The sequence below is a fragment of the Nonomuraea ceibae genome, assembly GCF_019396325.1.
Classification (GTDB): domain Bacteria; phylum Actinomycetota; class Actinomycetes; order Streptosporangiales; family Streptosporangiaceae; genus Nonomuraea; species Nonomuraea ceibae.
Genome location: NZ_JAHKRO010000081.1, coordinates 1 through 25,253, shown reverse-complemented (window position 1 = coordinate 25,253; position 25,253 = coordinate 1). Strand labels below are relative to the sequence as shown.

Annotated in this window: 22 protein-coding genes; 10 read left to right on the top strand and 12 right to left on the bottom strand. The window is 71.3% G+C overall.

Translation table 11 applies throughout. The features are described 5' to 3' along the window. The first annotated feature begins 250 nt into the window (after positions 1-250). From KME80_RS35200 to KME80_RS35190, 3 genes are read left to right on the top strand one after another with little or no spacing between them, the layout of a single operon-like run. A complete protein-coding gene (locus KME80_RS35200; RefSeq protein ID WP_219511169.1) occupies positions 251-913 on the top strand; it encodes an ABC transporter ATP-binding protein in 663 nt (220 codons plus the stop codon). Next, a complete protein-coding gene (locus tag KME80_RS35195) occupies positions 910-1,776 on the top strand; it encodes an ABC transporter ATP-binding protein (RefSeq protein WP_308126052.1) in 867 nt (288 codons plus the stop codon). Before KME80_RS35200 ends, KME80_RS35195 begins: the two co-directional genes overlap by 4 nt. Further along, positions 1,773-4,769, top strand: coding sequence for an FtsX-like permease family protein (locus KME80_RS35190; protein ID WP_219511166.1), 2,997 nt, complete (start codon positions 1,773-1,775; stop codon positions 4,767-4,769). Before KME80_RS35195 ends, KME80_RS35190 begins: the two co-directional genes overlap by 4 nt. Before the next feature lie 3 nt (positions 4,770-4,772). On the opposite strand, the gene KME80_RS35185 is transcribed toward KME80_RS35190, so the two are convergent. The 3 genes from KME80_RS35185 to KME80_RS35175 form a co-directional block, all read right to left on the bottom strand. Then, positions 4,773-6,308 (bottom strand): hypothetical protein, encoded by a 1,536-nt coding sequence (locus tag KME80_RS35185; protein WP_219511164.1) that lies wholly within the window; start codon positions 6,306-6,308, stop codon positions 4,773-4,775. A gap of 75 nt (positions 6,309-6,383) precedes the next feature. Then, on the bottom strand, positions 6,384-7,841 hold the full coding sequence (locus KME80_RS35180; protein WP_219511161.1) for a protein kinase domain-containing protein: 1,458 nt from the start codon (positions 7,839-7,841) through the stop codon (positions 6,384-6,386). After that, the gene (locus tag KME80_RS35175; protein WP_219511159.1) at positions 7,831-9,333 is read right to left on the bottom strand and encodes a serine/threonine-protein kinase; all 1,503 of its coding nucleotides are present in this window, start codon (positions 9,331-9,333) and stop codon (positions 7,831-7,833) included. The genes KME80_RS35180 and KME80_RS35175 overlap by 11 nt, the downstream gene beginning before the upstream one ends. An 85-nt stretch (positions 9,334-9,418) precedes the next feature. On the opposite strand from KME80_RS35175, the gene KME80_RS35170 reads away from it, so the two are divergent. Together KME80_RS35170 and KME80_RS35165 are read left to right on the top strand one after the other, a co-directional pair. Further along, positions 9,419-11,107 carry a DEDD exonuclease domain-containing protein gene (locus KME80_RS35170; RefSeq protein WP_219511157.1) on the top strand — a complete coding sequence of 563 codons (1,689 nt, stop codon included), beginning with the start codon at positions 9,419-9,421 and terminating at the stop codon, positions 11,105-11,107. 17 nt (positions 11,108-11,124) lie between these two features. Next, positions 11,125-11,412, top strand: a complete 288-nt coding sequence (locus KME80_RS35165) for an Lrp/AsnC family transcriptional regulator (protein ID WP_219511155.1) — start codon at positions 11,125-11,127, stop codon at positions 11,410-11,412. A gap of 147 nt (positions 11,413-11,559) precedes the next feature. Here the strand turns inward: KME80_RS35165 and qcrB are convergent, their stop codons facing one another. Genes qcrB through ctaE form a run of 4 tightly spaced genes read right to left on the bottom strand, consistent with a single transcriptional unit; the run spans position 11,560 to position 15,816 of the window. Further along, entirely contained in the window at positions 11,560-13,215 is a 1,656-nt protein-coding gene (qcrB, locus tag KME80_RS35160) for a cytochrome bc1 complex cytochrome b subunit (RefSeq protein WP_219511153.1), read from the bottom strand. After that, on the bottom strand, positions 13,212-14,336 hold the full coding sequence (qcrA, locus tag KME80_RS35155; RefSeq protein WP_219511152.1) for a cytochrome bc1 complex Rieske iron-sulfur subunit: 1,125 nt from the start codon (positions 14,334-14,336) through the stop codon (positions 13,212-13,214). The genes qcrB and qcrA overlap by 4 nt, the downstream gene beginning before the upstream one ends. Further along, a complete protein-coding gene (qcrC, locus tag KME80_RS35150; protein ID WP_219511150.1) occupies positions 14,333-15,148 on the bottom strand; it encodes a cytochrome bc1 complex diheme cytochrome c subunit in 816 nt (271 codons plus the stop codon). The genes qcrA and qcrC overlap by 4 nt, the downstream gene beginning before the upstream one ends. A gap of 14 nt (positions 15,149-15,162) precedes the next feature. Further along, positions 15,163-15,816, bottom strand: a complete 654-nt coding sequence (gene ctaE / locus KME80_RS35145; protein WP_219511148.1) for an aa3-type cytochrome oxidase subunit III — start codon at positions 15,814-15,816, stop codon at positions 15,163-15,165. Positions 15,817-16,012: 196 nt separating this feature from the next. On the opposite strand from ctaE, the gene KME80_RS35140 reads away from it, so the two are divergent. Continuing rightward, a complete protein-coding gene (locus KME80_RS35140; RefSeq protein WP_219511207.1) occupies positions 16,013-16,411 on the top strand; it encodes a response regulator transcription factor in 399 nt (132 codons plus the stop codon). Between the two features lie 9 nt (positions 16,412-16,420). Next, entirely contained in the window at positions 16,421-17,467 is a 1,047-nt protein-coding gene (trpD, locus tag KME80_RS35135) for an anthranilate phosphoribosyltransferase (protein ID WP_219511145.1), read from the top strand. Between the two features lie 93 nt (positions 17,468-17,560). On the opposite strand, the gene KME80_RS35130 is transcribed toward trpD, so the two are convergent. From KME80_RS35130 to ctaC, 4 genes are all read right to left on the bottom strand, one after another. Beyond that, positions 17,561-18,754, bottom strand: a complete 1,194-nt coding sequence (locus KME80_RS35130; RefSeq protein ID WP_219511143.1) for a L,D-transpeptidase — start codon at positions 18,752-18,754, stop codon at positions 17,561-17,563. A gap of 142 nt (positions 18,755-18,896) precedes the next feature. Then, a complete protein-coding gene (locus KME80_RS35125) occupies positions 18,897-19,310 on the bottom strand; it encodes a cytochrome c oxidase subunit 4 (RefSeq protein ID WP_219511142.1) in 414 nt (137 codons plus the stop codon). Next, a complete protein-coding gene (ctaD, locus tag KME80_RS35120; protein WP_219511140.1) occupies positions 19,310-20,974 on the bottom strand; it encodes an aa3-type cytochrome oxidase subunit I in 1,665 nt (554 codons plus the stop codon). The genes KME80_RS35125 and ctaD overlap by 1 nt, the downstream gene beginning before the upstream one ends. Then, on the bottom strand, positions 20,971-21,753 hold the full coding sequence (gene ctaC / locus KME80_RS35115) for an aa3-type cytochrome oxidase subunit II (protein WP_443681638.1): 783 nt from the start codon (positions 21,751-21,753) through the stop codon (positions 20,971-20,973). Before ctaC ends, ctaD begins: the two co-directional genes overlap by 4 nt. A gap of 200 nt (positions 21,754-21,953) precedes the next feature. Here ctaC and KME80_RS35110 point away from each other — a divergent pair, with 200 nt between their 5' ends. The 3 genes from KME80_RS35110 to KME80_RS35100 are packed head-to-tail and all read left to right on the top strand — an operon-like array spanning position 21,954 to position 23,802. Further along, on the top strand, positions 21,954-23,087 hold the full coding sequence (locus tag KME80_RS35110; RefSeq protein WP_219511136.1) for a cysteine desulfurase family protein: 1,134 nt from the start codon (positions 21,954-21,956) through the stop codon (positions 23,085-23,087). Then, positions 23,084-23,329 (top strand): sulfurtransferase TusA family protein, encoded by a 246-nt coding sequence (locus KME80_RS35105; protein ID WP_049566388.1) that lies wholly within the window; start codon positions 23,084-23,086, stop codon positions 23,327-23,329. The genes KME80_RS35110 and KME80_RS35105 overlap by 4 nt, the downstream gene beginning before the upstream one ends. Before the next feature lie 53 nt (positions 23,330-23,382). Beyond that, positions 23,383-23,802, top strand: coding sequence for a CBS domain-containing protein (locus KME80_RS35100; protein WP_219511134.1), 420 nt, complete (start codon positions 23,383-23,385; stop codon positions 23,800-23,802). Positions 23,803-23,841: 39 nt separating this feature from the next. Here the strand turns inward: KME80_RS35100 and KME80_RS35095 are convergent, their stop codons facing one another. Next, positions 23,842-24,828, bottom strand: a complete 987-nt coding sequence (locus tag KME80_RS35095; RefSeq protein ID WP_219511133.1) for a carbohydrate kinase family protein — start codon at positions 24,826-24,828, stop codon at positions 23,842-23,844. Between the last annotated feature and the right edge of the window lie 425 nt (positions 24,829-25,253).

Here is a 25,253-nt window from a genome sequence, read left to right as displayed (position 1 = left end):
GCGACCAAAGTCGATGCTTCCCCCTGACCTGGGTCGGCCCCCGCCGCGTCACCAGGCGGCGAAGCAGCGAGCCGCCCCGGTCGTGAGCCGCGCGAATCCCCGTCGGTCCTGCCCAGGCCCCTGTGCTGGGCAGGCGTGCTCGCGCGGCTCACGTACTGCTTGCTGACATAACCGTATTTGTCACGCTTGCAGGGGAGTTGCAGGATCTTTAACTGTTGACGTATGCCCCCGGCTGGCGGAGGATCTCCGCGTGGCGCCCGGACCGGTGATCTCGTGCCGCGCTCTCACCTGCCGTGCGGGCGGCCGCACGGTCGTCGAGGATCTGTCGCTCGACCTGGGCGAGGGCGAGCGGGTCGCGCTCATGGGCCCGTCCGGGTCGGGCAAGACGACCCTCCTCACGACGCTCGCCGGGCTGGCGCCGCCGGTGGCGGGCCGGGTGCTGGTGGGCGGCGTGCCGCTGGACGAGCAGCCGGGGCTGCGGGCCGGGCTGGCGCTCGTCTTCCAGTCGTACGGCCTGCTGAGCCTGCTCACGGCGGCCGAGAACGTCGAGGTGGCGTTGCGCGCGGCCGGCCGGTCGCCGCGTGAGGCGATGCGGCTGGCGGCGGAGGCGCTGGAGCGGCTGCGGGTGGAGAGGTTCGCCGATCACCTGGTGGAGGAGCTGTCCGGCGGCCAGCAGCAGCGGGTGGCGGTGGCCAGGGCGCTGGCGTTGCGGCCGGTGGCGCTGCTGGCCGACGAGCCGACGGCCGAGCAGGACGCCGGGCACCGGGAGGTCGTGCTGGAGGAGCTGCTGGCGGCGGCCGGTGACGGCGTCGCGCTGCTGATCGCGACCCACGACCCCGAGGTGGCCGAGCGGTGCGACCGGGTGGTCGAGCTCCGCGCGCCCCGGGCCCGGCAGGCGGTGGGCGGCCCGTGATCGACGAACCCTGGCGCGGCGGGGAGCGGCCCACGAGCCCCACGAGCCCCACGAGCATGGTGCGCTGCGACGGGGTCGTGCAGATCTACCGGGCCCGCGACGTCGAGGTGGTCGCGCTGCGCGACGTGGACCTGGTGATCGACGCGGGCGAGACGGTGGCGCTGCTGGGCCCGTCCGGGGCGGGCAAGTCGACGCTGCTGTGGCTGCTGGCGGGGCTGTTGCGGCCGAGCGCCGGGCGGCTGTGGCTGGACGGCGTGGAGGTGGGCCGGCTCGACCAGCGCCGCCTGGACCGGCTGCGCGCCCGGCGGATCGGCACCGTGCTGCAGAACCCGGCCCGCAACCTGATCGGCTACCTGCCGGCCGCGCAGAACGTGGCGTTCGCCCAGCGGGCGGTCAGGCGGGATCGCGGCAGGGTGCGTGAGCTGCTGCGCCGGGTCGGCCTGGACGACGCGGGCAACCGGCCGGCGAACCGGATGTCGGGCGGCGAGCAGCAGCGGCTGGCCCTGGCGGTGGCGCTGGCGAACGCGCCCGCGCTCCTGCTGGCCGACGAGCCCACGAGCCAGCTCGACGCCGCGTCGGGGGCGCGGGTGATCGAGCTGATCAAGCATGCGGCGCAGGCGGACGGCACGACGGCGGTGGTGGTGACGCACGACGTGGCGGTCAGCGAGGCGCTGAGCCGTACGGTGACGATCCGCGACGGCCGGGTCGGCTCGGAGGGCAGGCGCGGCGAGGACCTGGTGGTGGTCGGCCGGGAGGGCGCGGTGCAGGTGCCGCCGGAGTTCCACCATCTGCTCCCGCCCGGCTCGATGGCCCGCATCGAGCCGCTGGACGACGGCATCGTGCTCAGGAGGGCCGGCTCGTGATCCTGCGCGGCCTGTGGGAACGCCGTACGCTCTCGCTGGTCGTGCTGCTCATCGCCGTCGTGCCGATCGCCTGCGCGGCGGTGGGCCCGATCTACACGGCGGCGGCCGCCACCACGGTGGTCCGTGACGCGCTGCTGGCGGCGCCGGTGGACGGGCGCGGCTGGCGTTACACGACGAGGACCGGCGGCATCCAGGCGAAGGCCGCCGCGCTGACGGCGTCGTTCACGGCCGCCCCGGTGTACGGGATGGAGGTCTCCAGCGGCGACGCCGACCTGTCGAGGGAGCTCTCGTACACCCTGGTGTGGCAGGACGGCCAGTGCGAGCGCCTGCGCCCGGTCGAGGGCCGCTGCCCCCGGGCGGCGGGCGAGGTGATGGCGAGCCGGGCGTCGGGGATGGCGGTCGGCTCAGAGGTGCGGCTGGCGGCTCTGGTCAGGCGCGAGCCCGGCACCACGGAGCTGCGGCCCGCGCCGCTGAAGGTCGTCGGCGTCTACGGGCACGAGTCGGCGGGCGACCCGTTCTGGTTCGGCCGCTCGCTGACCACGCCCGGGGGCGAGAGCGGTTCGTCGCGGATCGACCCGCTGTTCACGGTGCCGCAGACGCGCGAGGAGACGGCCGTCGCGGGCGCCGCGCTGACGGCGGACCCGGCGCAGCGTGGCGGGTGGACCGACTACGCCATCGTCACCGTCGACGCGGGGCGCGTCCTCGGCTCCGACCTGGGCGCGCTGACGGCCCTGCAGGCGGCGGCCGACACGGCGGGCCGCGAGACCGGCGACATCGTCTACTCACGGATGCCCGTCACGCTGCGGGCGATGACGACGAGCTCGGAGACGCTCGGCGTGCCGACGCTGCTGGTGTCGGCGCAGCTCGTGGGGCTGGCCTGGCTGCTGCTGTTCCAGACCGTGGGCGATCTGGTACGGGCGCGCGGCGCGGAGATCGCCCTGGCCCGGCTGCGCGGTCACGGCCGGGCGCGGGTGTGGCGGTTCGCGCTGGCCGAGCCGCTGCTGCTGCTCGCGCTGGCCGTGCCGCTCGGGCTGGCGGCGGGGCTGCTGGCCGCGCGGGCGATGGTGGAGGCGCTGCTCCCGCCGGGCATCCCCGCCGTGTTCCCGGCGCAGGCGGCGTACGCGGGGCTGGCCGCGACGGCGGGTGGCCTGATGGCGGCGGTCGTGTCGGCCTGGCGGGTGGCGACGCGCCCGGTCACCGAGGAGTGGCGGCGCACACCGCGCCGCAGCGCGCGCGGCTGGGTGCCGGACGCGGTCGTGCTGGTGGTGACGGCGCTCGGCCTGGTCGAGCTGCTGGCGGGCGGGGTGATCAGCGACACGACGGGGCAGTCCTCCAGCGCGCTGGCCGTGCCCGGCCTGATGGCGCTGGGCGTGGCGCTGCTGGCCGCGCGCGGGCTGCCGGTGCTGGCGCGGCGGCTGTTCGGCCTCACCCGGCGGCGGGGCGGCCTCGGCCCGTTCCTGGCGTTGCGGCAGGTGGCGCGCGGGCCGGTCACCACGGGGAGCGTGATCGTGCTCGGCACGGCGTTCGGGCTGGCGACGTTCGCGGTGTCGGCGTGGACGGCCACGTCCGCCGACTACCGGCGGGCCGCCGCCTTCCACAACGGCGCCCCGGCGGCGATCACGGTCCAGCCGGTCGGGCCGCGCGCGTTCGCCGACGCGGTGGAAGCCGCCGACCCGGGCGGCACTGCAGCCCCGGTGATCAAGGTTCCGGGCCCGCCCCAGCTGATCGCCACGGACCCGGAACGGCTGGCCCGCGTCGCGACCTGGGACCCGGAGCTGGCCGGTGGGATGCGGCTGGCCGAGGCGGCGGCGGCGCTGCCCGGACCCGGGACGCCCAGGGTCATGGTGAGCGGCGACCGGTTCCGGCTCACGGCCCGCCATGACGTGCCGCCCGAGGGCTGGCAGGTGCGGCTGTTCGCCACGTTCCGCATCCCGGACCGGCTCAAGCCCGCCGCGATCCCGCTCGGCGTCCTGCGCCCGGGCGGCGGCGGCTCGTACGCGTGGAACCTGCCGCTGTCCTGCCGTGACGCGCCGTGCGAGCTGCGCCGGGTGCACGCCGAGTTCACCCCGCTGGACGAGCAGGCGACGATCCCGCGGATGGAGGTCGTCGTGACGCGGCTGGAGCTCCGGGACGAGGGCCGCTGGCAGCGCGTCCCCACCCCGCGCTGGCGGGTGGACGGCGACCCGGGCCGTGACGACGGCGGCTTCGTCGTCTCGCTCCAGAACAACCAGACGCTCCGGCCCGCCACCTACGATCCGCGGCCGGCCGCCGTGGTCGTCGGCGTGGGCGCCAAGCTGGTGCCGGGCCTGGACCACGCCTTCGCCACGGGCGTGCGGGCGGTCGCGACGGCCTCGGCCGCGCCCGGCCTGACCGGGCCCGGCGTCGTGATGGATCTGGAACAGGCCGACCGGATCGCGTACGGAGTGCACGAGCAGGCCGTCTACCAGGTGTGGACCCGCGCGGCGGGCGTCCCGGCGCTGGAGCGGGCGCTGCGCGAGCAGGGGCTCACCGTGGTCTCCACCCGCTACGAGAGCGAGGTGGCCGCCGCCTTCGTCCGGCAGGGTCCGGGACTGGCCCTGGTCCTGCTGCTGATCTCCGCGCTGGCCGCCGCCTCGCTCGCGCTCGGCCGCACCGTGCTGGCGCTGCACACGGCGGCCAAGCGGCGCGGCTACGAGCTGGCCGCCCTGGAGGCGTCCGGCGCGAAGGTGGCGGCGCTGCGCGTGGCGCTGCTGCTGGAGCAGCTCATCACCGCGGCGGCCGGCACGCTGGCCGGGCTGGTCGCCGGGCTGCTCGCGGCCGGGGCCGCGCTGGGCCGGATCCCGCAGTTCGCCGAGCCGCTGGTGACGCCGCCGCTCTCGCACGACGTGGCGGCGGCGCCCGTGGCGCTGCTCACGGGCGCCGGCCTGCTGGCCGCCCTGCTGTGCGCGGTCGCCGTGTCGGAGGCGCTGCTGCGCGGCATCCGCGTGGAGCGCCTGCGCGACACCCCCGCGTGAGGGTCAGCTGCCGACCGGCTGCTGCGACAGCGCCTGCATGAACGCCTTGGCCATGGTCAGCGCGCCGTCGAGCCCCTCCTTCTCGGGGATCAGCACGACGTTGCCGGAGGCCGCGGGCTCGCCCTTGGGCCGCTGCGCGCCCGCGTAGTCGATCTCCACCACGACGGCGCCCCGCCGCACGGTCACGGTGCCGCTGCCCGCGAACACCTCGCCCTTACGGGTCCCGACATAGACGCTGTACGCCTCCTCGCCCAGGCCGGGCACGTCGCGCACCTTGCCCCACGAGATGCCGCCGAGCGACGACTGCGCCAGGTTCTTGTCGCCGCCGAGCTGGCCCGTGTAGAACGACCGGGCGGCGGTCTCGTCGGCCACGCCGGCTCGGTTGGTGAAGGAGTGCACGGTGATGAGCACGCTGCGGATCTTGGTCACCTTGTCGCCGGCGGGCACGTCCAGGTTGAGCCAGCGGCACTCGGTCTGCGTGTCGTCGCCCACCTCCAGGCCGCGCGCCCGGGGCGTGTGGCCGGGCACGAGCTTGGCGGCCGTCGGCGTGACCGTCTCGCAGACGGGCGGGAAGACGACCAGCGGCGTCGGCGAGGGCGTGGCGGCGGCGCTGGGCGAGGCGGTCGCCGCCTTGTACGGCTGCGCCAGGACGTCCGGGTGCTGCGCCTTCCAGTCGGCCACGCCCTTGGCGAAGTGCTTGACCAGGCCGCTGACCTCGCGGATCGCGTTCGACTCGGTGACGGACTGGGTGGTCTCGTTGCTGAGGATCTGCGCGTCCTTGCGCTGCTGGCTCGCCTGGTAGCGGATTTCGATCGTGATGTCCTGGACGCGCGCGTACGCCTTGCCGTAGGAGTACCACATCAGGCTGCCGGAGCGGCGCCAGGTGTACTGGGCGAAGGCGGCGTCGCCGGCGCCCTGGATGTCGGTGACCGGGGAGGTGTAGTCCTTCTCGCCCTTCTTCGGCGTGGGCTTGGCGGTCTCGGCGTACTTGGCGCCGCCGTAGTCGACCTCGTAGGAGTTCTGCGCCATGGCGCGGCCGGTCTTGGCGCCGTCGCCGCGGTGCTGCTGGACCTTGACGTCGACCTCGCGGCTGCGCCACCACTCGCCGTGGGAGATGCGCTGGTTGTTCCAGTTGCAGGAGAAGTTGACCGTGTATTCGCTGTCGCGGGAGTCCTTGGACACGGTCGCGCCGGGCACGAGGCGCTCGGCCTCCTCCTTGGGCAGCATGGCGCACACGTCGGGGCCGGTCACGGCGGCGGGCTTGGTCAGCCCGGCCGTGGACGGCTGGCCCGTGGCGGGCGGCCCGGCGATGCCCTGGCCCCGGGTGAGCTGGCCGTACAGCAGGTAGGCGCCCGCGCCCGCGCCGACGAGCACCACGAGGGTGGCGGCGACGACCGGCAGGATCCACGGGCGGCGCCGCGGCGGCCGAGGGGGCAGCGGCACGGGAGGCGGCATCGGCGGCTGGGTCGGCGGCTCGAACTGCCCTCCGGGCACCGGGTGCGGGTGGGTCGGCGGCTGGTGCTCGCTACCGGGATTCACGAGGGACTCCTGGGGTTTGCCATGACGTGCGGTGAAACATGCTAGTCAGCCCGGTTGCAGGATGCTTGCACCAGTTCAGGACCGCAACGCGGCCGAGACCATCGCGGCGGCGGCGCGGGCGGGCTCCTCGTCGGCCGGATCGTCCTTCGGCAGGTCCCTGCGCTGCCAGACCACCTCGGCGAGCACGTTGCTGGTGCGCAGCAGCACGGTGCTGGTGCCGGTGCCGAGCTGATCGGAGTTGCTGTAGAAGCGGAAGGAGTTCTGGACGAACGCGGCCTCCCCCAGGCCCGGCACGTCGCGGACCTTGCCGACGTGGTTGCTGAACGCCTTTCCCGCGGCTCCGGCGCGGCTGGCGCGCTCGATGGCGAAGCGCTGGACGGCCACCTCGGGCGCGCCCCGGCCGGCGGCGGGCCGCTCGGCCCACACCCTGACGGTGAGCGAGGAGATCTCGCGCGGCCCCTTGCTCAGGCGCCACTCGCACTCGCCGGGTCTGGTCTGCTGCCCCCGCACCTCGCTCTTCATCACCTCGGTCACCTGGGCGCCGGTGAGCAGGCCGCAGGCGGCGGGCGCGGCGGCGAACCGGCCGGTGTCCTCCTGGGTGAGCGCGCGCACGCCGTACCAGCCGCCGGCGCCCAGCACGGCGACGGCGGCGAGCGCGGCCACGGCCGGCCACCAGCGGCGGCGAAGGGCGCGCGGCGGGACGGCGCCGGGGCCCGTGCTCGTGCCGAGCAGCCGCTGGAGCCCGTCGCGGACCTGCGCCGCGCCGGGCCGGACGGCCGGGTCCTTGGCGAGCATGGCCAGCAGCAGCCCGCCGAGCTCGCGCCCGGCCCGGACCGGCGGCGGCGGGTCGTGCAGCAGCACCGCGGCGGCGACGGCGGCGGGCATCGCCCGCTCGAACGGCGCCCGCCCCTCCACGGCGGTGTAGAGGCTGGCGCCGAGCGACCACAGGTCGGAGGCGGGGCCGGAGGGCTGCTCGTTGAGCCGCTCGGGCGCCATGTAGCCGGGCGAGCCGGCGCTGCCGTAGCGGTCGCCGCGCCCGCCGAGCGGGACGGCGATGCCGAAGTCGGTGAGCATGGCGGAGCCGTCGGCGTCGAGCAGGATGTTGGCCGGTTTGACGTCCTGGTGCACGATGCCGTGGGAGTGGGCGACGGTCAGCGCCGACAGCACGCGCAGGCCGATGCGGGCCACGGCCTCGGGCGGGAGCGGCCCGTCCTCCTTGATCACCCGGTCGAGCGACCGGCCGCTGACCAGGTCGAGGATGATCCACGGCTGCTCGCCGGTGAGCACCACGTCGTGGACCAGCACGATGGCCGGGTCGCGCAGCCGCCCGGCGGACCTGGCCTCGTGGATGGCCCGGTCGGCGAACTCGGCGCGCTCACGCGGCGACAGCTCGGCCGGGACGCGGACCTGCTTGACCGCGACCTCCCGGTTGAGCATCTCGTCGCGGGCCCGCCACACCGTGCCCGCGCCGCCCTCCCCGAGCCGCTCGACGAGCCGGTAGCGGCCCGCCAGCACGTAGCCGTCACCCCGCACCGCGAAGCTCCCGCTCGGCCGTCCTGGCCGCCCTCAGGGCGGACTCCTTGATCTGGTCGTCGGTGGTGCGGTCGTCGACCCTGGTGAACTCGGCGGCGACCACGAGGTTGGCCAGGCGGAAGTAGACGATGGCCGAGTGCATCCGGCCGGTCTCCCCCAGCAGCTCGAACGCGAACGCCTCCTGGCCCAGACCGCCGAAGGACCTGACGGAGGTACGGGTGACGTCCTGCGGCTTGGTGACGCCGATCTCCTTCCACACCCAGCCGAAGCTCCCGTGCTTGGCCCAGTAGCGCTGCTGGTTGGCGAAGAGGCTGCGGGCCGTGACGGGGGTCATGCTCCACGGGTCGCGGGTGTCGGAGTCCTTCTGGAGCTGCACCGATACGCCGATGCCGGGCTTGGTCCAGTTGCACTCGGGGCCGTACTCGTCGGAGGCGGGCACGCCCTTGGGGATCTGCTGGGTGCGCATCAGCAGGCCGACGTCCTCCGGGGGGAGCAGCGTGCACAGGTCCATCGGCACGGTGAAGGCGGCCGGCACCCCGTTGTCCTGATTTTTCAGGACCAGGAAGACGATGGTGGTGGCCGCCGCGATCGCCAGCGCCGCCGCCGACGCGATCCACAGCACAGCCCTGCTCCGCTTCCTGACGTGGCCGGGCACGGTGGCGTCGTGCTGCGGCGGCAGCGCGGCCGGCTCGCCCGCGGCGACCCGGCGCAGCGCCTGGGCCATCAGCGGCGCCACCGGCCGGGCCGCCGGGTGGCGCGCCATCATCGCGGCCAGCAGCGGGCCGAGCGGCTGCGGCGCGACCGGGACCGGCTGGGTCAGCGTCGCCCTGATCCGGTCGGCGGTGGTGCCGTCGTAGGCGGCCCTGCCGGTGGCCGCGAGGAACAGCGTCGCGCCGAGCGACCACACGTCGCTGGCCGGGCCGCCGGGCTCGCCCTCCAGCCGCTCGGGCGCGATGAACCCGGGCGAGCCGATCATCAGGCCCTGCTCGGTGAGCGTCGCCTGGCCCTCCTGCCGCGCGATGCCGAAGTCGGTGAGCACCACCCGGCCGCTGTCGGTGAGGAACACGTTGCCCGGCTTGACGTCGCGGTGCTGCAGCCCGCGGGCGTGCGCGGCCGACAGCGCGTCGAGCATGTCGGCGCCGATCCTGGCCACGTACTCCGTCGGCATGGGGCCGTGCGCCCGCACCGCCTCGCCCAGCGTGCGGCCGCGCAGCAGCTCCATCACCAGCCACGGCCGCTCGTGCTCGACGACGACGTCGTGCAGCGCCACGATGCCCGGATGGCGCAGCTGCGCGGTGGCCTGCGCCTCGCGCACCGCCCGGGTGACCAGCTCGGCGCGCTCGCCGGGGGACAGCCCCTCGGGCAGCGTCAGCTCCTTGACCGCCACCTCGCGGTCGAGCATCTCGTCCCTGGCCAGCCACACCCGGCCCATGCCGCCGCTGCCGAGCGGCCGCAGCAGGGAGTAGCGGTTGGCGAGTCTTGCCCCGGACATAGAGGGAAGACTAACTAAGGATCAAGCGCAATAGTTATTCGTTCGGATCCGTATCTGTCGGTGCCCGTCTCTATGGTCTTGGTTCGTGGACCCGGTACAAGGCACTCTCGACGAGCTCGGCACCCCGCTGAGCGACGTCACGTTCGTGGTGTTCGACCTCGAGACCACCGGCGGCTCGCCGGCCGAGCACATGATCACCGAGATCGGGGCGGTCAAGGTGCGGGCGGGCGAGGTGCTCGGCGAGTTCTCCACCCTGGTCGATCCCGGCGGGCCGATCCCGCCGTTCATCTCCGTGCTGACCGGCATCACCGACGCCATGGTGGTGGCCGCGCCGCGCATCGAGTCGGTGCTGCCGAGCTTCCTGGAGTTCATCAAGGGCGCCACGCTGGTCGCCCACAACGCGAGCTTCGACACCCGCTTCGTCAAGGCCGCCTGCGCCGCCCACGGCTATCCCCCGCCGGTCAACCCGGTGGTCGACACCGTCGACCTGGCCCGCCGGGTGCTGACCCGCGACGAGACGCCCAACGCCAAGCTGTCCACGCTGGCCCGGTTCTTCCGCAGCGCCACCGAGCCGTGCCACCGCGCCCTCCAGGACGCCAGGGCCACCGTCGACGTGCTCCACGGCCTCATCGAGCGGGCCGGCTCCTTCCAGGTCCACACCCTCGAAGAGCTCAAGTCGTTCGTCCGCGCCCCCACGCCCGAGCAGCAGCGCAAGCGTCACCTGGCCGAGTCGGTGCCGCACGCCCCCGGCGTCTACATGTTCGAGGACGAGCGCGGCGAGGTCCTCTACATCGGCAAGTCCACCAACCTGCGCAACCGCGTGCGCTCCTACTTCACCGCGAGCGAGACCAGGCCGCGCATCCGCGAGATGATCGGCATCGCCGAGCGGGTCCGCCACATCGTCTGCGCCACCGCGCTGGAGGCCGAGGTCAGGGAGCTGCGCCTGATCGGCGGCGCCAAACCGCGCTACAACCGCCGCTCCCGCTTCCCGGAGAAGGTCGTCTGGCTCAAGCTCGCCGGCGAGCCGTTCCCGCGCCTGTCGATCGTGCGCGACCTGAAGGACGACGGCGCCTCCTACCTCGGCCCGTTCTCCAGCACCCGGCTCGCCGACGAGGCCCGCATCGCGCTGCACGAGGCGGTGCCGCTGCGCCAGTGCACCCAGCCGATCAGCCTGCGCACCCGGCGCTCGGCCTGCGTGCTGCACGAGATGGGCCGTTGCGGCGCGCCGTGCGAGGGCAAGCAGTCGCAGGCCGACTACGCCGTCCACGTCGAGACCGCGCGCCGGGCCATGACGCTCGACGCCTCGCCGGTCTTCTCCGCCGTCTCGGCCCGCATGGAGCGCCTGTCGGTCGAGCAGCGCTACGAGGAGGCCTCCGTCGACCGCGACCGGCTGGCCGCATTCGTCCGCGCCGCCGCCCGCATGCAGCGGCTCACCTCGATCACCAGCATCCCCCACCTGGTGGCCGCCAGCCCGGCGTTCGACGGCGGCTGGGAGATGCACGTCGTGCGCTACGGGCGGCTCGCCGCCGCCGCCGTCATGCCGCGCGGCGCCCACCCCAAGCCGTTCGTGGCCTCGCTCACCGCCACCGCCGAGGCGGTCATCCCCGGCCCCGGGCCAGTCCACGCGGCCAGCGCCGAGGAGACCGAGTGCATCCTGCGCTGGCTGGAGTCGCCGGGCGTGCGGCTGGTGGAGGTCGACGGGCAGTGGAGCCTGCCCGCCCACGGCGCCGCCCGCCACAAGGCCCGCATCGACCTGGCCTATCGCGGCCTGTGATTCGATACAGTTGGCACATGGTCACGGCTATCGTTCACATCAACGCCGAGGTCGACCGGATTCCGGAGGTTGCGGCGCAGATCGCCGAGATCGACGGCGTCAGCGAGGTCTACTCCATCACCGGCGACTACGACCTGCTGGCGATGGTCCGCGTGGCGGCCTACGAGCAGATCGCCGAGGTCGTCCCGGGCCGGCTCAACAAGGTCCCCGGCGTGCTCCAGACGGAGACCCACATCGCCTTCCGCGCCTACTCCAAGCACGACCTCGACGCGGCGTTCTCCATCGGCCTGCACGAGGCCGACTGACCCGTCCCGCCCCTCACCTCACCGGAGCCCCCGCCCGCGGCGGGGGCTTTCGCGTTCCCGGAGCCTCCGCGAGCCCCCGGGAACGGGACAGGCCCGGACCTCTCGCGAAGTCCGGGCCTGTCCGTCAGCGGTGTGTCCAGCGGTGTGTCAGTGGGTGAGCGACTTGTCCTCGCCCGGGCCCACCGCCGCGTGCTCGTCCTCGTGGCCGTGCTCGTGCCCCTCGTCCAGCGGGATCTTCTCCCCGCCGTACGCCTTGGACATGCGGCCGCGCAGCTTGCCGAGCGGCCCGCGCATGCCCTTGGGCGGGATGCCCGAGGTGTCCTCGTCCACCGGGAGCATCGGGACGGCTTCCTTGCCGCGCATGTGCGCCGCGATGTCCTCCGCCGGAGGGGTGTGGACCTCGATGAACTCGCCGTGCGGCAGACGCTTGATCACACCCGACTCCACACCGTGGCTGATCACCGCGGCGTCGGAACGCTGCAGGCCCAGGCAGATGCGGTAGGTGATGATGTAGGCCAGCGCCGGCCCCACGAAGATGAGCGCCCGGCCCACGTACGTGGTCATGTTCAGGTTGATGTGGAAGAACGCCGACAGTTCGTCGTTGGCGCCCAGCAGCCACAGCACGCCGTAGAACACGATGGCGGACATGCCGATCGAGGTGCGGTGCGGGTTGTTGCGCGGACGGTCGGCCACGTGGTGCTCGCGGTGGTCGCCGGTGATCCACCGTTCGAGGAACGGATAGAGCGCCAGGCCCGTCATGACCAGTCCGAGCGGCACCAGGGCCGGGATGATCACGCTGAGCGGCAGCGTGCCCGCCTGGGCCGTGCCGAACAGGTTGATCTCCCACGCCGGCATCAGGCGCAGCGAGCCTTCGAGGAAGCCCATGTACCAGTCAGGCTGCGAACCCGCCGAGATGTCGGCCGGCGTGTACGGGCCGAAGATCCAGATCGGGTTGATCTGCGCGAACGTGCCCAGCCCCGCGACCACGGCCAGCGTGAACAGGAAGTACGCGCCCGCCTTGGCCATGAAGGCCGGGTAGAACGGCGCGCCCACCACGTTCTTGTTGGTGCGGCCCTTGCCGGGCATCTGCGTGTGCTTCTGCACCCACATGAGCACCATGTGGGCGGTGACGAGCGCCAGCAGGATGCCGGGGATGAGCAGGATGTGCAGCGAGTAGAAGCGCGCGATGACGTCCTCGCCCGGGTACTCGCCGCCGAACAGGAAGAACGAGATGTACGTGCCGACCAGCGGCAGCGAGATCGCCACACCCTGGGTGATCCGCAGACCGGCGCCGGAGAGCAGGTCGTCGGGCAGGGAGTAGCCCGTCAGGCCCTCGGCGAGGGCCAGCGTCAGCAGCAGGATGCCGATGATCCAGTTGATCTCGCGCGGCTTGCGGTAGGCGCCGGTGAAGAACACCCGGAGCATGTGCACCATCATGCCCGCGACGAAGAGCAGGGCCGCCCAGTGGTGCATCTGCCTCATGAGCAGTCCACCCCGGACGTCGAAGCTGATGTTCAGCGCCGACGCGTAGGCCTCCGACATCATGACGCCCTTGAGCGGGGCGTACGAACCCTCGTAGATCACGTGTCCCATGCCCGGCTGGAACCAGAACGTCAGGAACGTACCGGTGAGCAGCAGGATGATGAACGCGTAGAGGGCGATCTCCCCCAGCAGGAACGACCAGTGGTCAGGGAAGATCTTGCGCATGTTGCGCTTGAGGAAGTTGGCCCCGCCCAGCCGCTCGTCCAGGACGCTGGATGTGCCGGCGATGGCCTTGGGCACCTTGTTCAGGTCGTCACTCATGCCTGGCCTCCCTTGGCCCGGACAGCGGCCTCGGCGTCGCCACGCTCCCAGAAGCTGGGACCGACCGGCACCGCGAAGTCACCCTGCGCGATGAGGTAGCCCTGGTCGTCGACCGAGATCGGCAGCTGCGGCAGCGGCCGCGCGGCCGGACCGAAGATCACCTTGGCGCCGTCGGCGGCGTCGAAGGTCGACTGGTGACACGGGCACAGGATGTGGTGGGTCGTCTGCTCGTACAGGGCCGCCGGGCAGCCCACGTGCGTGCAGATCTTCGAGTAGGCCACGATCCCGTCGTGCGTCCAGTTCTTGTTGGTGCCCGACTTGATCTCCTCGGGCCGGAACTTGATCAGGATCAGCGTGGCCTTGGCGAGCACGGTCAGGTCGTGCTCGTAGCCCTCGGGCACCACCGACAGGATGCCGCCGGGCGAGTTGAAGTCGGCCGCGCGGATCGGCTGGCCGGTGCCCTCGACGACCAGGCGGAGGTTCTTGCCCTCCTTGGTCTTCTCGCCCCACACCGTGTGGCGCAGCTCGTTGTGGAACTGCGACGCCGGCATGTCGTTGTTGTCCAGGTCGCGCAGCAGGATCAGCGGGATCAGGCCGAGCGGCGCGGCGCCGAGCAGCAGCGTGCGGCGCAGCATCTTGCGCTTGACGAAGCCGCTCTCGTTGGCGCCCTGGAGGAACGTCTCGGCCACGACGGCCCGGTCCTCCTTGGCGGAGACCATGTCGTGGCGGTCCTGGACCAGGGAGTACTTCGGCATGATCTGGCGGACCCAGACCACGATGCCGACCGCCAGGCCCAGCACGGCCAGCGTGAGCGTGCCGCCGAGCGCCAGGTTGGACAGGCCCGTCGCCTCCGGGCTGCCCACCGGGAGGATCACGTAGAAGATGAGGAAGGCGATGCCGGCGGCGAAGGTGATCAGGAAGCAGAGCGACACGATCCTCTCCGCCTTGCGCGCCTTCTGCTCGTCCTGCAGGGTGACGCCGGGAGTCTCGCCGCCGGCCGTCGCGGCGGCGGCGGCCTCGGGCTGGTCGCCGAGCAGCGAGGTGCCCGGCGCGGGGGTGCCGATGACGCGCTTGGGGACGCGCTCGTCCGGCTGCTCGATCTCGTGCTCGTTGTCTGTCATGACTTCTGTCGCTTCTTCGCGGTGATCCAGATGGAGGCGAGGACCAGGGCCAGGATGCCCACGATCCACACGACGAGGCCTTCGGTGACCGGGCCGATGCGCCCGAGGCCGAAACCTCCGGGATCCTTCTGCTCGCGGACCTGGGTGATGTAGGCGATCATGTTGCGCTTCTCTTCGGGCGTGATCGTCGAGTCGTTGAAGACCGGCATCGCCTGGGGACCGGTCACCATGGCCTCGTAGATCTGCTCGGGGGTGGCCTCGTTGAGGTTGGGCGCGTACTTGCCGCGCGTCAGCGCGCCGCCGGCGCCCGCCCAGTTGTGGCACTGGATGCAGTTGGCGCGGAACAGCTCACCGCCCTTGGCCGCGTCGCCGAGCTTGGGGTCGACCTGCTCCTTGCCCGGCACCTGCGGGCCGCCGCCGAGCGACTGCACGTAGGCGGAGATCTGCCGGATCGCGTCCGGGTTCTTCTTCACCCAGTCGGGCAGCGGCTTGCGCGGCACCTGGGCGCCCGGGTCGGAGGCCGGCATGCGGCCGGTGCTCATCTGGAAGTCGACCGCCGCGGCGCCCACGCCGATGAGCGTCGGCCCTGTCGCCGTGCCCTGCGCGTTGAGCCCGTGGCAGCTGGAGCAGTGGGCCTCGAAGAGGCTCTTGCCCTCCGCCACGTCGTCGACCTTGCCCGCCGCGAGTGCCGCGTCAGCGGGCCTGCTCACCTGCACAAACGTGGCATATACCGTCCCGACCAGCGCCAACGCCAGGATCAGGACGGCGTATCTCGCGAGCGGATGCCGCCGCCATGCGGTGATCCTAGTCACAGAGATCCCGTTCCTTACTGAATGATGTAGATGGTCGCGAAAAGGCCGATCCAGACGACGTCCACGAAGTGCCAGTAATAGGACACGACGATCGCACTGGTGGCCTGCTCATGCGTGAAGCGCTTCGCGGCGTACGTACGTCCCAGCATGAACAGGAACGCGATCAGTCCACCGGTCACGTGCAGGCCGTGGAAGCCTGTCGTGAGGTAGAACACCGAGGTGTAGGCGTTGGCGGACAGGGTCGCGCCCTCGCTCGCGAGCTCCATGTACTCGTACAGCTGGCCCGCGATGAAGACGGAGCCCATGAGGAAGCTGACGAAGTACCAGAACCGGAGCTTGCCGACCTGCCCCTTCTCCGCGGCCCACACGCCGAGCTGGCACGTCACACTCGACAGAACCAGGATGATCGTGTTGGCCGTCGCGAACGGGATGTTCAGGTGAGCCGCGTGCTCGCTCGAGGCGCCCTGCTGCAGGAGCGCGGGACCCCACTCGAGACCTTGGCCGAGGCTCACCGACCGGATGGTGAAGTACATCGCGAACAGCGCCGCGAAGAACATGAGCTCAGAGGACAGCCAGACGATCGTCCCGACGCTGACCAGGTTCGGTCGTCGGTACGGCTGGGCTGTCGTCGTCGAAGTTATTGCGGATGCTGTCGCCACGGGCAGCATTATTGCGGCTCCGGTGGTCGGTCCGGCGCACGACCCCCCGTTAGCGGGTACAAACCGGGAGCCAAGCTGGGATAATTGCCACAAAACACCCACAAGAGGTGCCAGCCTGGGCTTCCACACCACACCACCGGTACGATCCCAGGTGACCATACCGCTACGACCGATAGTGAGCGCGACCGTGAGCACCGACGACACGATGAGGGTCCTCGTCTACAGCGACGACGCCGCCACCCGTGAAGAGGTCCGGCAGGCCATCGGGCGGCGGCCGGCTGCTGACGTCCCCTTCGTGGAGATCGTGGAGTGCGCCACCGAGCCCAAGGTCCACCAGTGGCTCGCCTCCGGCGAGATCGACGTGGCCGTGCTCGACGGCGAGACCCAGCCCGCCGGCGGCATGGGCGTCGCCCGTCAGGCCAAGGACGAGGTCTACGACTGCCCTCCCATCTGCCTGATCATCGCCAGGCGCGACGACCGCTGGCTGGCCGAATGGTCCAAGGCCGACGCCGTCGTCCCGCAGCCCCTCGAGCCCATCGCGCTCGCCGACGCCGTGGCCGGCCTGATGCGCCGCCGCTCCTCCAGCCGACTCAACGCTAAGTAGGTGCCTACCGTGGACTCGCGGACGACCTGGCCGGCGCTGCTCTCCGCTCTCCTGTCCGGCGAGCACCTCACGGCCGACGAGGCCGCCTGGGCCATGCGGGAGATCATGTCCGGCTCGGCGACGCCCTCGCAGATCGCCGGGTTCGTGATCGCGCTGCGCGCCAAGGGCGAGACCGTGGCCGAGGTGGTCGGGCTGGCCCGCACCATGCTCGAGCTCGCCACCCCGCTCCACGTCGAAGGCCCCGTCGTCGACGTCGTCGGCACCGGCGGCGACCGCGCCCACACCGTCAACGTGTCCACCATGGCCGCCATCGTCGCCGCCGCCGCCGGCGCCCGCGTCGTCAAGCACGGCAACCGCGCCGCCTCCTCCTCCTGCGGCGCCGCCGACGTCCTGGAGCACCTCGGCATCCGCCTCGACCTCACCCCCGAGCAGACCGCCCGGGTGGCCGCCGAGGCCGGCATCGCCTTCTGCTTCGCGCCCGTCTACCACCCCGCGCTCCGCTTCGCCGGGCCGACGCGCAAGGAGATCGGCGTCCCCACGGTCTTCAACTTCCTCGGCCCGCTCACCAACCCGGCCCGCCCCTCCGCGCAGGCCATCGGCGTCTACGACGCCAACATGCTGCCGGTCCTGGCCGGCGTCTTCGCCGAGCGCGGCGTGTCCGCCCTGGTCTTCCGCGGCGACGACGGCCTCGACGAGCTCACCATCGCCACCACCTCGACGGTCTGGACGGTCCACGACGGCGCCGCCACCCGAACGACGTTCGACCCGGCGGTCCTCGGCATCCCGCGCGCCGAGGTCGGCGCCCTGCGCGGCGGCGACGTCGCCTTCAACGCCCAGGCGGTGCACGACCTCGTCGGCGGCAAGACCGGGCCGGTGCGCGACGCCGTCCTCCTCAACACCGCCGCCGCCCTCGTGGCCCTCGACGGCCCCGGCGACGACCTCGACTCCGCCATGATCGACGCCTACTCGCGCGCCGTGCAGGCCGTCGACTCCGGGCAGGCCGCCCGGACGCTCGACAACTGGATCGCCGTCAGCAGCGCCTTCCCCGCCCGCTGACCCTCGTCCAGGCCCTCAGGGGGCTCTGCCGCCCTTCAGGCTCCGGGGCGCGCTCGTACGGGCGTGCAAGGGCCCGGGGCCCGGCCGGAGGCGTCAGGAGAAGGCCAGGGTGGGGCCCGCCTTCAGGGAGCTCCACCTGAGCCACTGCTTCCAGCTCTCCTGCCAGTGCCCCCACCCGTTGGTCGGCTCCAGCTTGCGCGGCGACCCGGTGATGACGATGGGGTCGCCGATCAGCGTGTTCTTGATGAACCAGGCCGCGTTGTCCGGGCTGATGTTCACGCAGCCGTGGCTGACGTTGGAGTTGCCCTGGGAGCCCACCGACCAGGGCGCGCTGTGCACGTACTCGCCGCTGTTGGAGATGCGGACGGTGTTGTAGACGGTCATCCGGTAGTAGCCGGGCGAGCCGGGCCCGATGCCGGGCGAGATCATGATGGTGACCGGTTCGCGGGACATGGCCAGGTGGATGCCGGAGGTCGTGTAGTACTTCCACTGGCCGCCCTGTCCGGCGCTCATCGGCATCTCGCGGATCTTCTTGCCGTCGCGCCTGACGTGCAGGACGTGCTCGTCGGTGCTGCCCTTGGTGATCTGGGAGCGGCCGATCCTGAAGTCGAGCGCCAGGTCGCGCTTGCCGTACAGGCCGTTGCCGCCCCGTACGCCCGCGAGGTTGGCCTCGACGCGGACGTCGGTGCGGGCGGGCCAGTACTCGCGCGGCCGGAAGTCGACGTGGCGGTCGTCGAACCAGTGCCAGGCCCCCTCGACGGGCTTGGAACTGCGGACGAGCAGGTTGCGCTCGACGGAGACGCGGTCGGTGATCGGCTGGTCGAAGGCGATCATGATGGGCATGCCGACGCCGACGGTGAGGCCGGTGTCGTCCCGGTTCGGGGTGATGCGCTCGATGTCGAACGTCTTGACCGCCTTGACCGTGGAGAACGTGCTCTTCTGCTCGGACTCCTTGCCGTCGGCGTTGGCGACGACGGAGGTGATCGTGTACGTGGTGCCGGGGCGGGCGGTGGCGGTGCTGCGCCAGCGGGTGCGGTCGGCGCTGAGCGTGCCCGGCAGGGCGCCGTCCTTGCCGCGCACGGTGACGCTCTTGAGCGTGCCCGCCTGGGCCGCCACGACGACGGTCTGGTCGGTCGGCACGTTGGCGGCCCTGTCGTGCGGGTACATCGTCACGGTGGCGTCGGGCGCCTTGGCGGCCTTCTCCTCGTCGGCGGCGCTGCTCGTCGAGCAGGCCGTCAGCAGCGCCAGTGCCAGCAGGCCGGCTGTTCGATACGCAACGCGCCCCACGAGTACTCCCCCGTCCGAGTAGAGCAGATTCACCTCCCTTATTACCCTGAGTGATCGAATCACCACATCCGCCCCCCGGTAAAGAACGCCAAAAAGCGGGCGTCCCTCCCGAAAAGGAGGGGCGCCCGCCCGGCGGGGTCGCTCAGTGCGAGAAGTGGCCCCGGTAGTACTGGAAGACGAATCCGATCATCGCCATGATGACCAGGAACACGCCGATGATGAACATCCACAGGCCGATGACGAACCCGGCGAAGGCGAAGGCCGCCGCCAGGCAGACGAACAGCGGCCACCAGCTGCTGGGGCTGAAGAAGCCGATCTCGCCGGCCCCGTCGCTGATGTCGGCCTGCTTGTTGTCCTCCGGCTGGGCGCCGATGCGCTTGGCCGTGAACATCAGGTAGTAGCCGATCATGAACGCGAAGCCGACCGAGATCGCCATCGCGGTGGTGCCGACCGGCTCACCCTGCCCCGTGGCCGCCTTGGTCCAGAACCAGTAGGCGACGTCGACGCCGGCGAAGAACAGGCCGCACAGGAGGAACAGCCAACCCTGGACCTTCATCAGTCCTCAACCTCCTTGGCGGGCTTCGCGGACGTGTGCGGGTACTTCAGGTCGAACGCGGGGCGCTCGGACCGGATGGGCGGCAGCGAGGTGAAGTTGTGCCGCGGCGGCGGGCAGGAGGTCGCCCATTCGAGCGAGCCGCCGTAGCCCCACGGGTCGTCCACGGTGACCTTGGGCGCGGTGCGCCAGGTCTTCCAGACGTTGTAGAAGAACGGCAGCGTCGAGGCGCCCAGCACGAACGCGCCGACCGACGAGATCATGTTCAGGTCGGTGAAGCCGTCAGCCGGGCTGTAGTCGGCGTAGCGGCGCGGGAAGCCGAGCACGCCGAGCCAGTGCTGGATGAGGAACGTGGCGTGGAAGCCGACGAACAGCAGCCAGAACTGGAGCTTGCCGAGCTTGTCGTCGAGCATCTTGCCGGTGAACTTGGGCCACCAGAAGAAGAACCCGGCGAACATCGCGAACACCACGGTGCCGAACACGACGTAGTGGAAGTGCGCCACCACGAAGTACGTGTCGCTGATGTGGAAGTCGAGCGGCGGCGAGGCCAGGATGACGCCCGTCAGGCCGCCCAGCAGGAACGTCACCAGGAAGCCGATGGAGAACAGCATGGGCGACTCGAAGCTGAGATGCCCTCGCCACATCGTGCCGACCCAGTTGAAGAACTTCACGCCCGTCGGCACCGCGATGAGGAACGTCATGAACGAGAAGAACGGGAGGAGCACCTGCCCGGTCGGGAACATGTGGTGCGCCCAGACCGTGATGGAGAGGCCCGCGATGGAGATCGTGGCGCCCACCAGGCTGATGTAGCCGAAGATCGGCTTGCGGCTGAAGACCGGCAGGATCTCGGTCACGATGCCGAAGAACGGCAAGGCGATGATGTAGACCTCTGGATGGCCGAAGAACCAGAACAGGTGCTGCCAGAGCATCGGCCCGCCGTTGTCCGACGAGAAGATGTGGGTGCCGAACTTGCGGTCGGCCTCCAGGGCGAGCAGCGCGGCGGCCAGCACCGGGAAGGCCATCAGCACGAGCATGCTGGTCAGCAGCACGTTCCAGGTGAAGATCGGCATGCGGAACATGGTCAGGCCGGGCGCCCGCATGCAGATGATCGTGGTGATGAAGTTGACCGAGCCGAGGATGGTGCCCAGGCCGCTCAGCGCCAGACCCATGATCCACAGGTCACCGCCGATGCCCGGCGAGCTGATCGCGTTGGACAGTGGCGTGTAGGCGAACCAGCCGAACGCGGCCGCGCCCTCCGGGGTGAAGAAGCCGGAGACGGCGATGATGCTGCCGAACAGGTAGAGCCAGTAGCTGACCATGTTGAGGCGCGGGAACGCCACGTCGGGCGCGCCGATCTGCAGCGGCATCAGCTCGTTGGCGAAGCCGGCGAACAGCGGCGTCGCGAACATCAGCAGCATGATCGTGCCGTGCATGGTGAACAGCTGGTTGAACTGCTCGTTACTGGTGAACTGCAGCCCCGGCTGCGCCAGCTCGGCCCGCATGACCAGCGCCATGATGCCGCCGATCAGGAAGAACACGAACGAGGTGATCAGGTAGAGGTGTCCGATGATCTTGTGATCGGTGGAGGACAGCCACTTGGCGATCACCTGACCCTTCGTCACGGGCCGGGGGGCACTCGTCACGAGTGGTTCATGGATGGCGGTCACTGGGCACTCCCAGCCTGGTTGGACGCGATGTACGACTTGAACTCATCCTGGCTGACGAGCTTCACCGAGAAGAGCATGCGACTGTGGTCGGCGCCGCACAGCTCGGCGCACCGTCCGGCGTAGACACCGGTCTCCCCCAGCGTCTTGATCTCGAACTTGCGCCCGGGGTTGTCGTCCGGGATGCCGGGGATGATGTCACGCTTGAAGATCATGTTCGGCACCCAGAACGAGTGGATGACGTCATCGGTGAACAGGTCGAACTCGACCGTGGAGTTCACCGGCAGCACGAGCTGCGGGCCCTGCTGGTAGTCGCTGACCGGCATGCCGACCACCGGCTTGCCGGTCTTCCCGTCGACGGTCGTGGTGAAGCGCCAGCTCCACTGGAACGCCTCGACCTTGACCTTGACGTCAGGGTTGCCGGACACCTTGGTGAGCGTGTCGCTGTCGCGCGCGGTGAAGAAGAAGAACACCGACACCATGACGAGCGGGACCAGGGTGTAGAGCATCTCGATCGGCAGGTTGTAACGCACCTGCGGCGGAAGCTCGGCCTTGGCCTTGCGCTTGGTGTGGAAGATGCACGCCCACACGATCAGGGCGATGACCACGGCGCCCGTGGCCAGCGCGGCGATCCACGCCCCGTTCCACAGATTCGTGACGACGTCACCCTGCGTGGTGATGGATTCCGGCAGAAGGCCACGGGACCAATCGGCCTCGGGAACGTCATTTGCACACGCCGTAGCGGAGGCCAGAAGCAACGCCAAAGCGGCGGCGCGCGGCACTCTACGCCGGGCCAACGAACGCCGCGTCGTACGGCGGGTCGGACTCACGGATCGCCTACCCCACAGATGAAGCCCAGGAGTCTTCTCCTGAGCGCTCGTATTTCCAGATGCACAGCTGATTGCAGACACATTAGCGTGCAAGGGCCTCGCCCTTCCGCGCGCCCCCTCGGTGGCGCGCCGCGGATGGGACGATAGGTCTCGTGGCGTACTTTGACGCGGCCTCGACCGAACCGCTTCACCCTCAGGCGCGCGAAGCGCTCCTGGCGGCGATCGACGTCGGCTGGGCCGACCCCGCGAGACTCTATGGCCAGGCCCGCCGTGCCCACCTGCTGCTGGAGCAGGCTCGCACGGAGGTGGCCGAGGCGCTGGGCGCGCGCCCCGACGAGGTGTCGTTCACCTCGTCCGGCACGCAGGCCGTGCATCTCGGCGTGCTCGGCACAATACAGGGCAGACGCCGAGTCGGCCGACATCTGGTGACCAGTGCCGTCGAACACTCCAGCGTCCTGCACGCCGCCGCGCTGCACGAGCGCGACGGCGGCACGGTCGAGACGGTGGGCGTGGATCTGATGGGCCGGGTCGACCTGGCGGCCTTCACCGAGGCCGTGGCCAGGCCGGACACCGCGCTGGCCTGCCTGCAGACGGCCAACCACGAGGTCGGCACGCTCCAGCCGGTGGCCGAGGCCGCCGCGGCGTGCCGGCGCAACGGGGTGCCGCTGCTGGTCGACGCGGCCCAGACGGCGGGCCGGATGCCGGTGCCGCCGGGCTGGTCGGTGCTGACGGCCAGCGCCCACAAGTGGGGCGGGCCGCCCGGGGTGGGCGTGCTGGCCGTGCGCAAGGGCACCCGGTTCCGCTCGTTCGTGCCGGAGGACGAGCGCGAGCGCCGCCGGGTGCCCGGGTTCGAGAACGTGCCGGGCATCGTGGCCGCCGCCGCGGCGCTGCGCGCGATGGCGGCCGAGGCGTCGCGGGAGCGCTCCAGGCTGTCGGCCCTGGTCGACAAGATCCGCGAGACCGTGCCCAAGGTCGTGCCGGACGTGGAGGTGATCGGCGACCCGGTCGAGCGGGCGCCGCACATCGTCACGTTCTCCTGCCTGTACGTCGACGGCGAGGCGCTGCTGGCGGAGCTGGACAAGGCCGGGTTCGCCGTGTCGTCCGGCAGTTCGTGCACCGCTAGTACGCTTCGTCCATCGCACGTCCTGGAAGCGATGGGCGTGCTGACGCACGGGAATGTCCGGGTGTCACTGCCCAGGGGCGCTTCGGCGGCCGAGGTCGACAGGTTCCTCGCCGTGCTGCCCGAGCTGGTGAGCCGGATCCGCCACGACGCAGGAGTCTCATGACCGAGGCCACTCAGCCGGCATTGACGATCGACGCGCTCGGGAAGAAGTGCCCGATCCCGATCATCATGCTCGCCGAGCAGATCAACCACATCCCGCTCAACGCGGTGGTGGCCGTGCTGGCCGACGACCCCGCCGCGTTCACCGACGTGCCCGCGTGGTGCCGGCTCAAGTCGCACCGCCACGTGGGCTCGTACGAGCTTCCGCAGGGGGGCTGGGCGATTCACGTACGGCGTAACTACTGACGCCCGAACTGGGTAGGGCCCCCGGAAAGCACCGATATCCGGGGGAAAGAGACATGACCGATCAGACTGCTCGCGACCTCATGAATCCGGGCGCGGAGTGCATCCAGGCTCACGAGACGCTCGACCGCGCCTCGCAGATGATGCGTGACATGGGGGTCGGGGCGCTGCCGGTGTGCACCGACGACCGCGTGAGCGGCATCATCACCGACCGCGACATCGTCATCAAGTGCGTGGCGGCGGGCCACGACCCCGCCAAGGTGCGGGCCGGTGACCTGGCGACCGGGCTGGTGTGGGTGGCCGCCGACGCCACCGTGGAAGAGGCGCTGGCGCGCATGGAGGAGCACCAGATCAAGCGGCTGCCGGTGATGCACGACAACCGCATCGTCGGCATGATCACCGAGGCCGACCTGGCCAGGCACCTGCCCGACGACCAGCTCGCCGAGTTCGTGCACCGCGTCTACGCGCGGTCCTGAGCGGCCCCGCCGCCGGGCGGGGCCTGCCCGGGCCCGGGATCAGGGGTGGTAGCAGCGGATGTGCGGGGCGATCTCGGCGGCCGCCTCGGCGCCGTAGGCGGAGCTGAAGCGCTCCATGAACGCCCGCTGCCCCAGCTCGTACTCCTGGCCGCCGACGCGCTCCAGCACGTGCGTGGCGGTCAGGTTGCCGATCTGGCCGCACCGCTCCAGGGACAGGTCCCAGGCCAGGCCCGCGAGGAAGCCGGCCCGGAAGGCGTCGCCGACGCCGGTCGGGTCGGCCTTTCCGCGCTCGGGGGCGGGGGCGACGGCGATGGACGGCTCGCCCTTGCGGTCGATGACGGCGCCCTTGGGCCCGAGCGTGGTGACGCGGACGCCGACGCGGTCGAGGATCTCCTCGTCGCTCCAGCCGGTCTTCTGCTCGATGAGGCCCTTCTCGTAGTCGTTGGAGAAGAGGTAGGCGGCCCCGTCGACGAGCTGGCGGATCTGCTCGTCCTCCATGCGGGCGAGCTGCTGGGAGATGTCGGCGGCGAACGGGATACCGCGGTGGCGGCACTCGTCGGTGTGGCGCAGCATGCCGTCGGGGTCGTTGGGGCCGACGAGCACCAGGTCGAGCCCGCCCACCCGGTCGGCGACCGGCTGCAGCTCGATGAGCCGCGCCTCGGCCATCGCCCCGGTGTAGAAGGAGGCGATCTGGTTGTGGTGCTTGTCGGTGGTGCACAGGAATCGCGCGGTGTGCTGGGTCTCGGAGACGTGCACCGAGTCGCAGTCGACGCCGTGGCGCTCCAGCCAGGACCGGTAGTCGGCGAAGTCGTTGCCGACGGCGCCCACGAGATAGGGCTTCAGGCCGAGACAGGCCATGCCGAAGGCGATGTTGGCGGCGCATCCTCCGCGCCGGATCTGCAGATCGTCGACCAGGAACGACAGTGACACCCGGTCGAGTTGCTCGGCGATGAGCTGATCGCCGAAGCTGCCGGGGAACGTCATCAGGTGGTCTGTGGCGATGGAGCCGGTGACGGCGATGCGCACGGGATTCTTCTTCCTCGTTGTCAGCAGGCCATGGACATCCTCCCCCTCCGGGAGCGAGGGGGGTCCTCACGGTCGCCCGTGAAGGTTCCTGCTTCACCGCCGGTCGCCCTCCTGAGAGGACTCTCGTCAGGGTCGTGCGCCGGATCCGCAGGCGTTTCAGCTCTCCGCCGGCCCGGCGGCGAGGTGGTGCCGATGTTCGTCCGGTGGCTCGGTTGCGGCCACCGCCCGGACACCCTACCGAACCGTGCGGCCCCCTGGGGCCCGGCCAAGGGCACGCGAAGGCCCCGTACGCACCAGGCTTGGGTTCTAGGGTTCGTTGCAACACCCCACTTCAGGGGATGCGATGGACTTCGAGATCCGCAAGGTGCGCAAGGCGCAGGGGGCGAAGAAGCTCCGGGCTGAGCGGGAGGAATACTTTCGGCTCA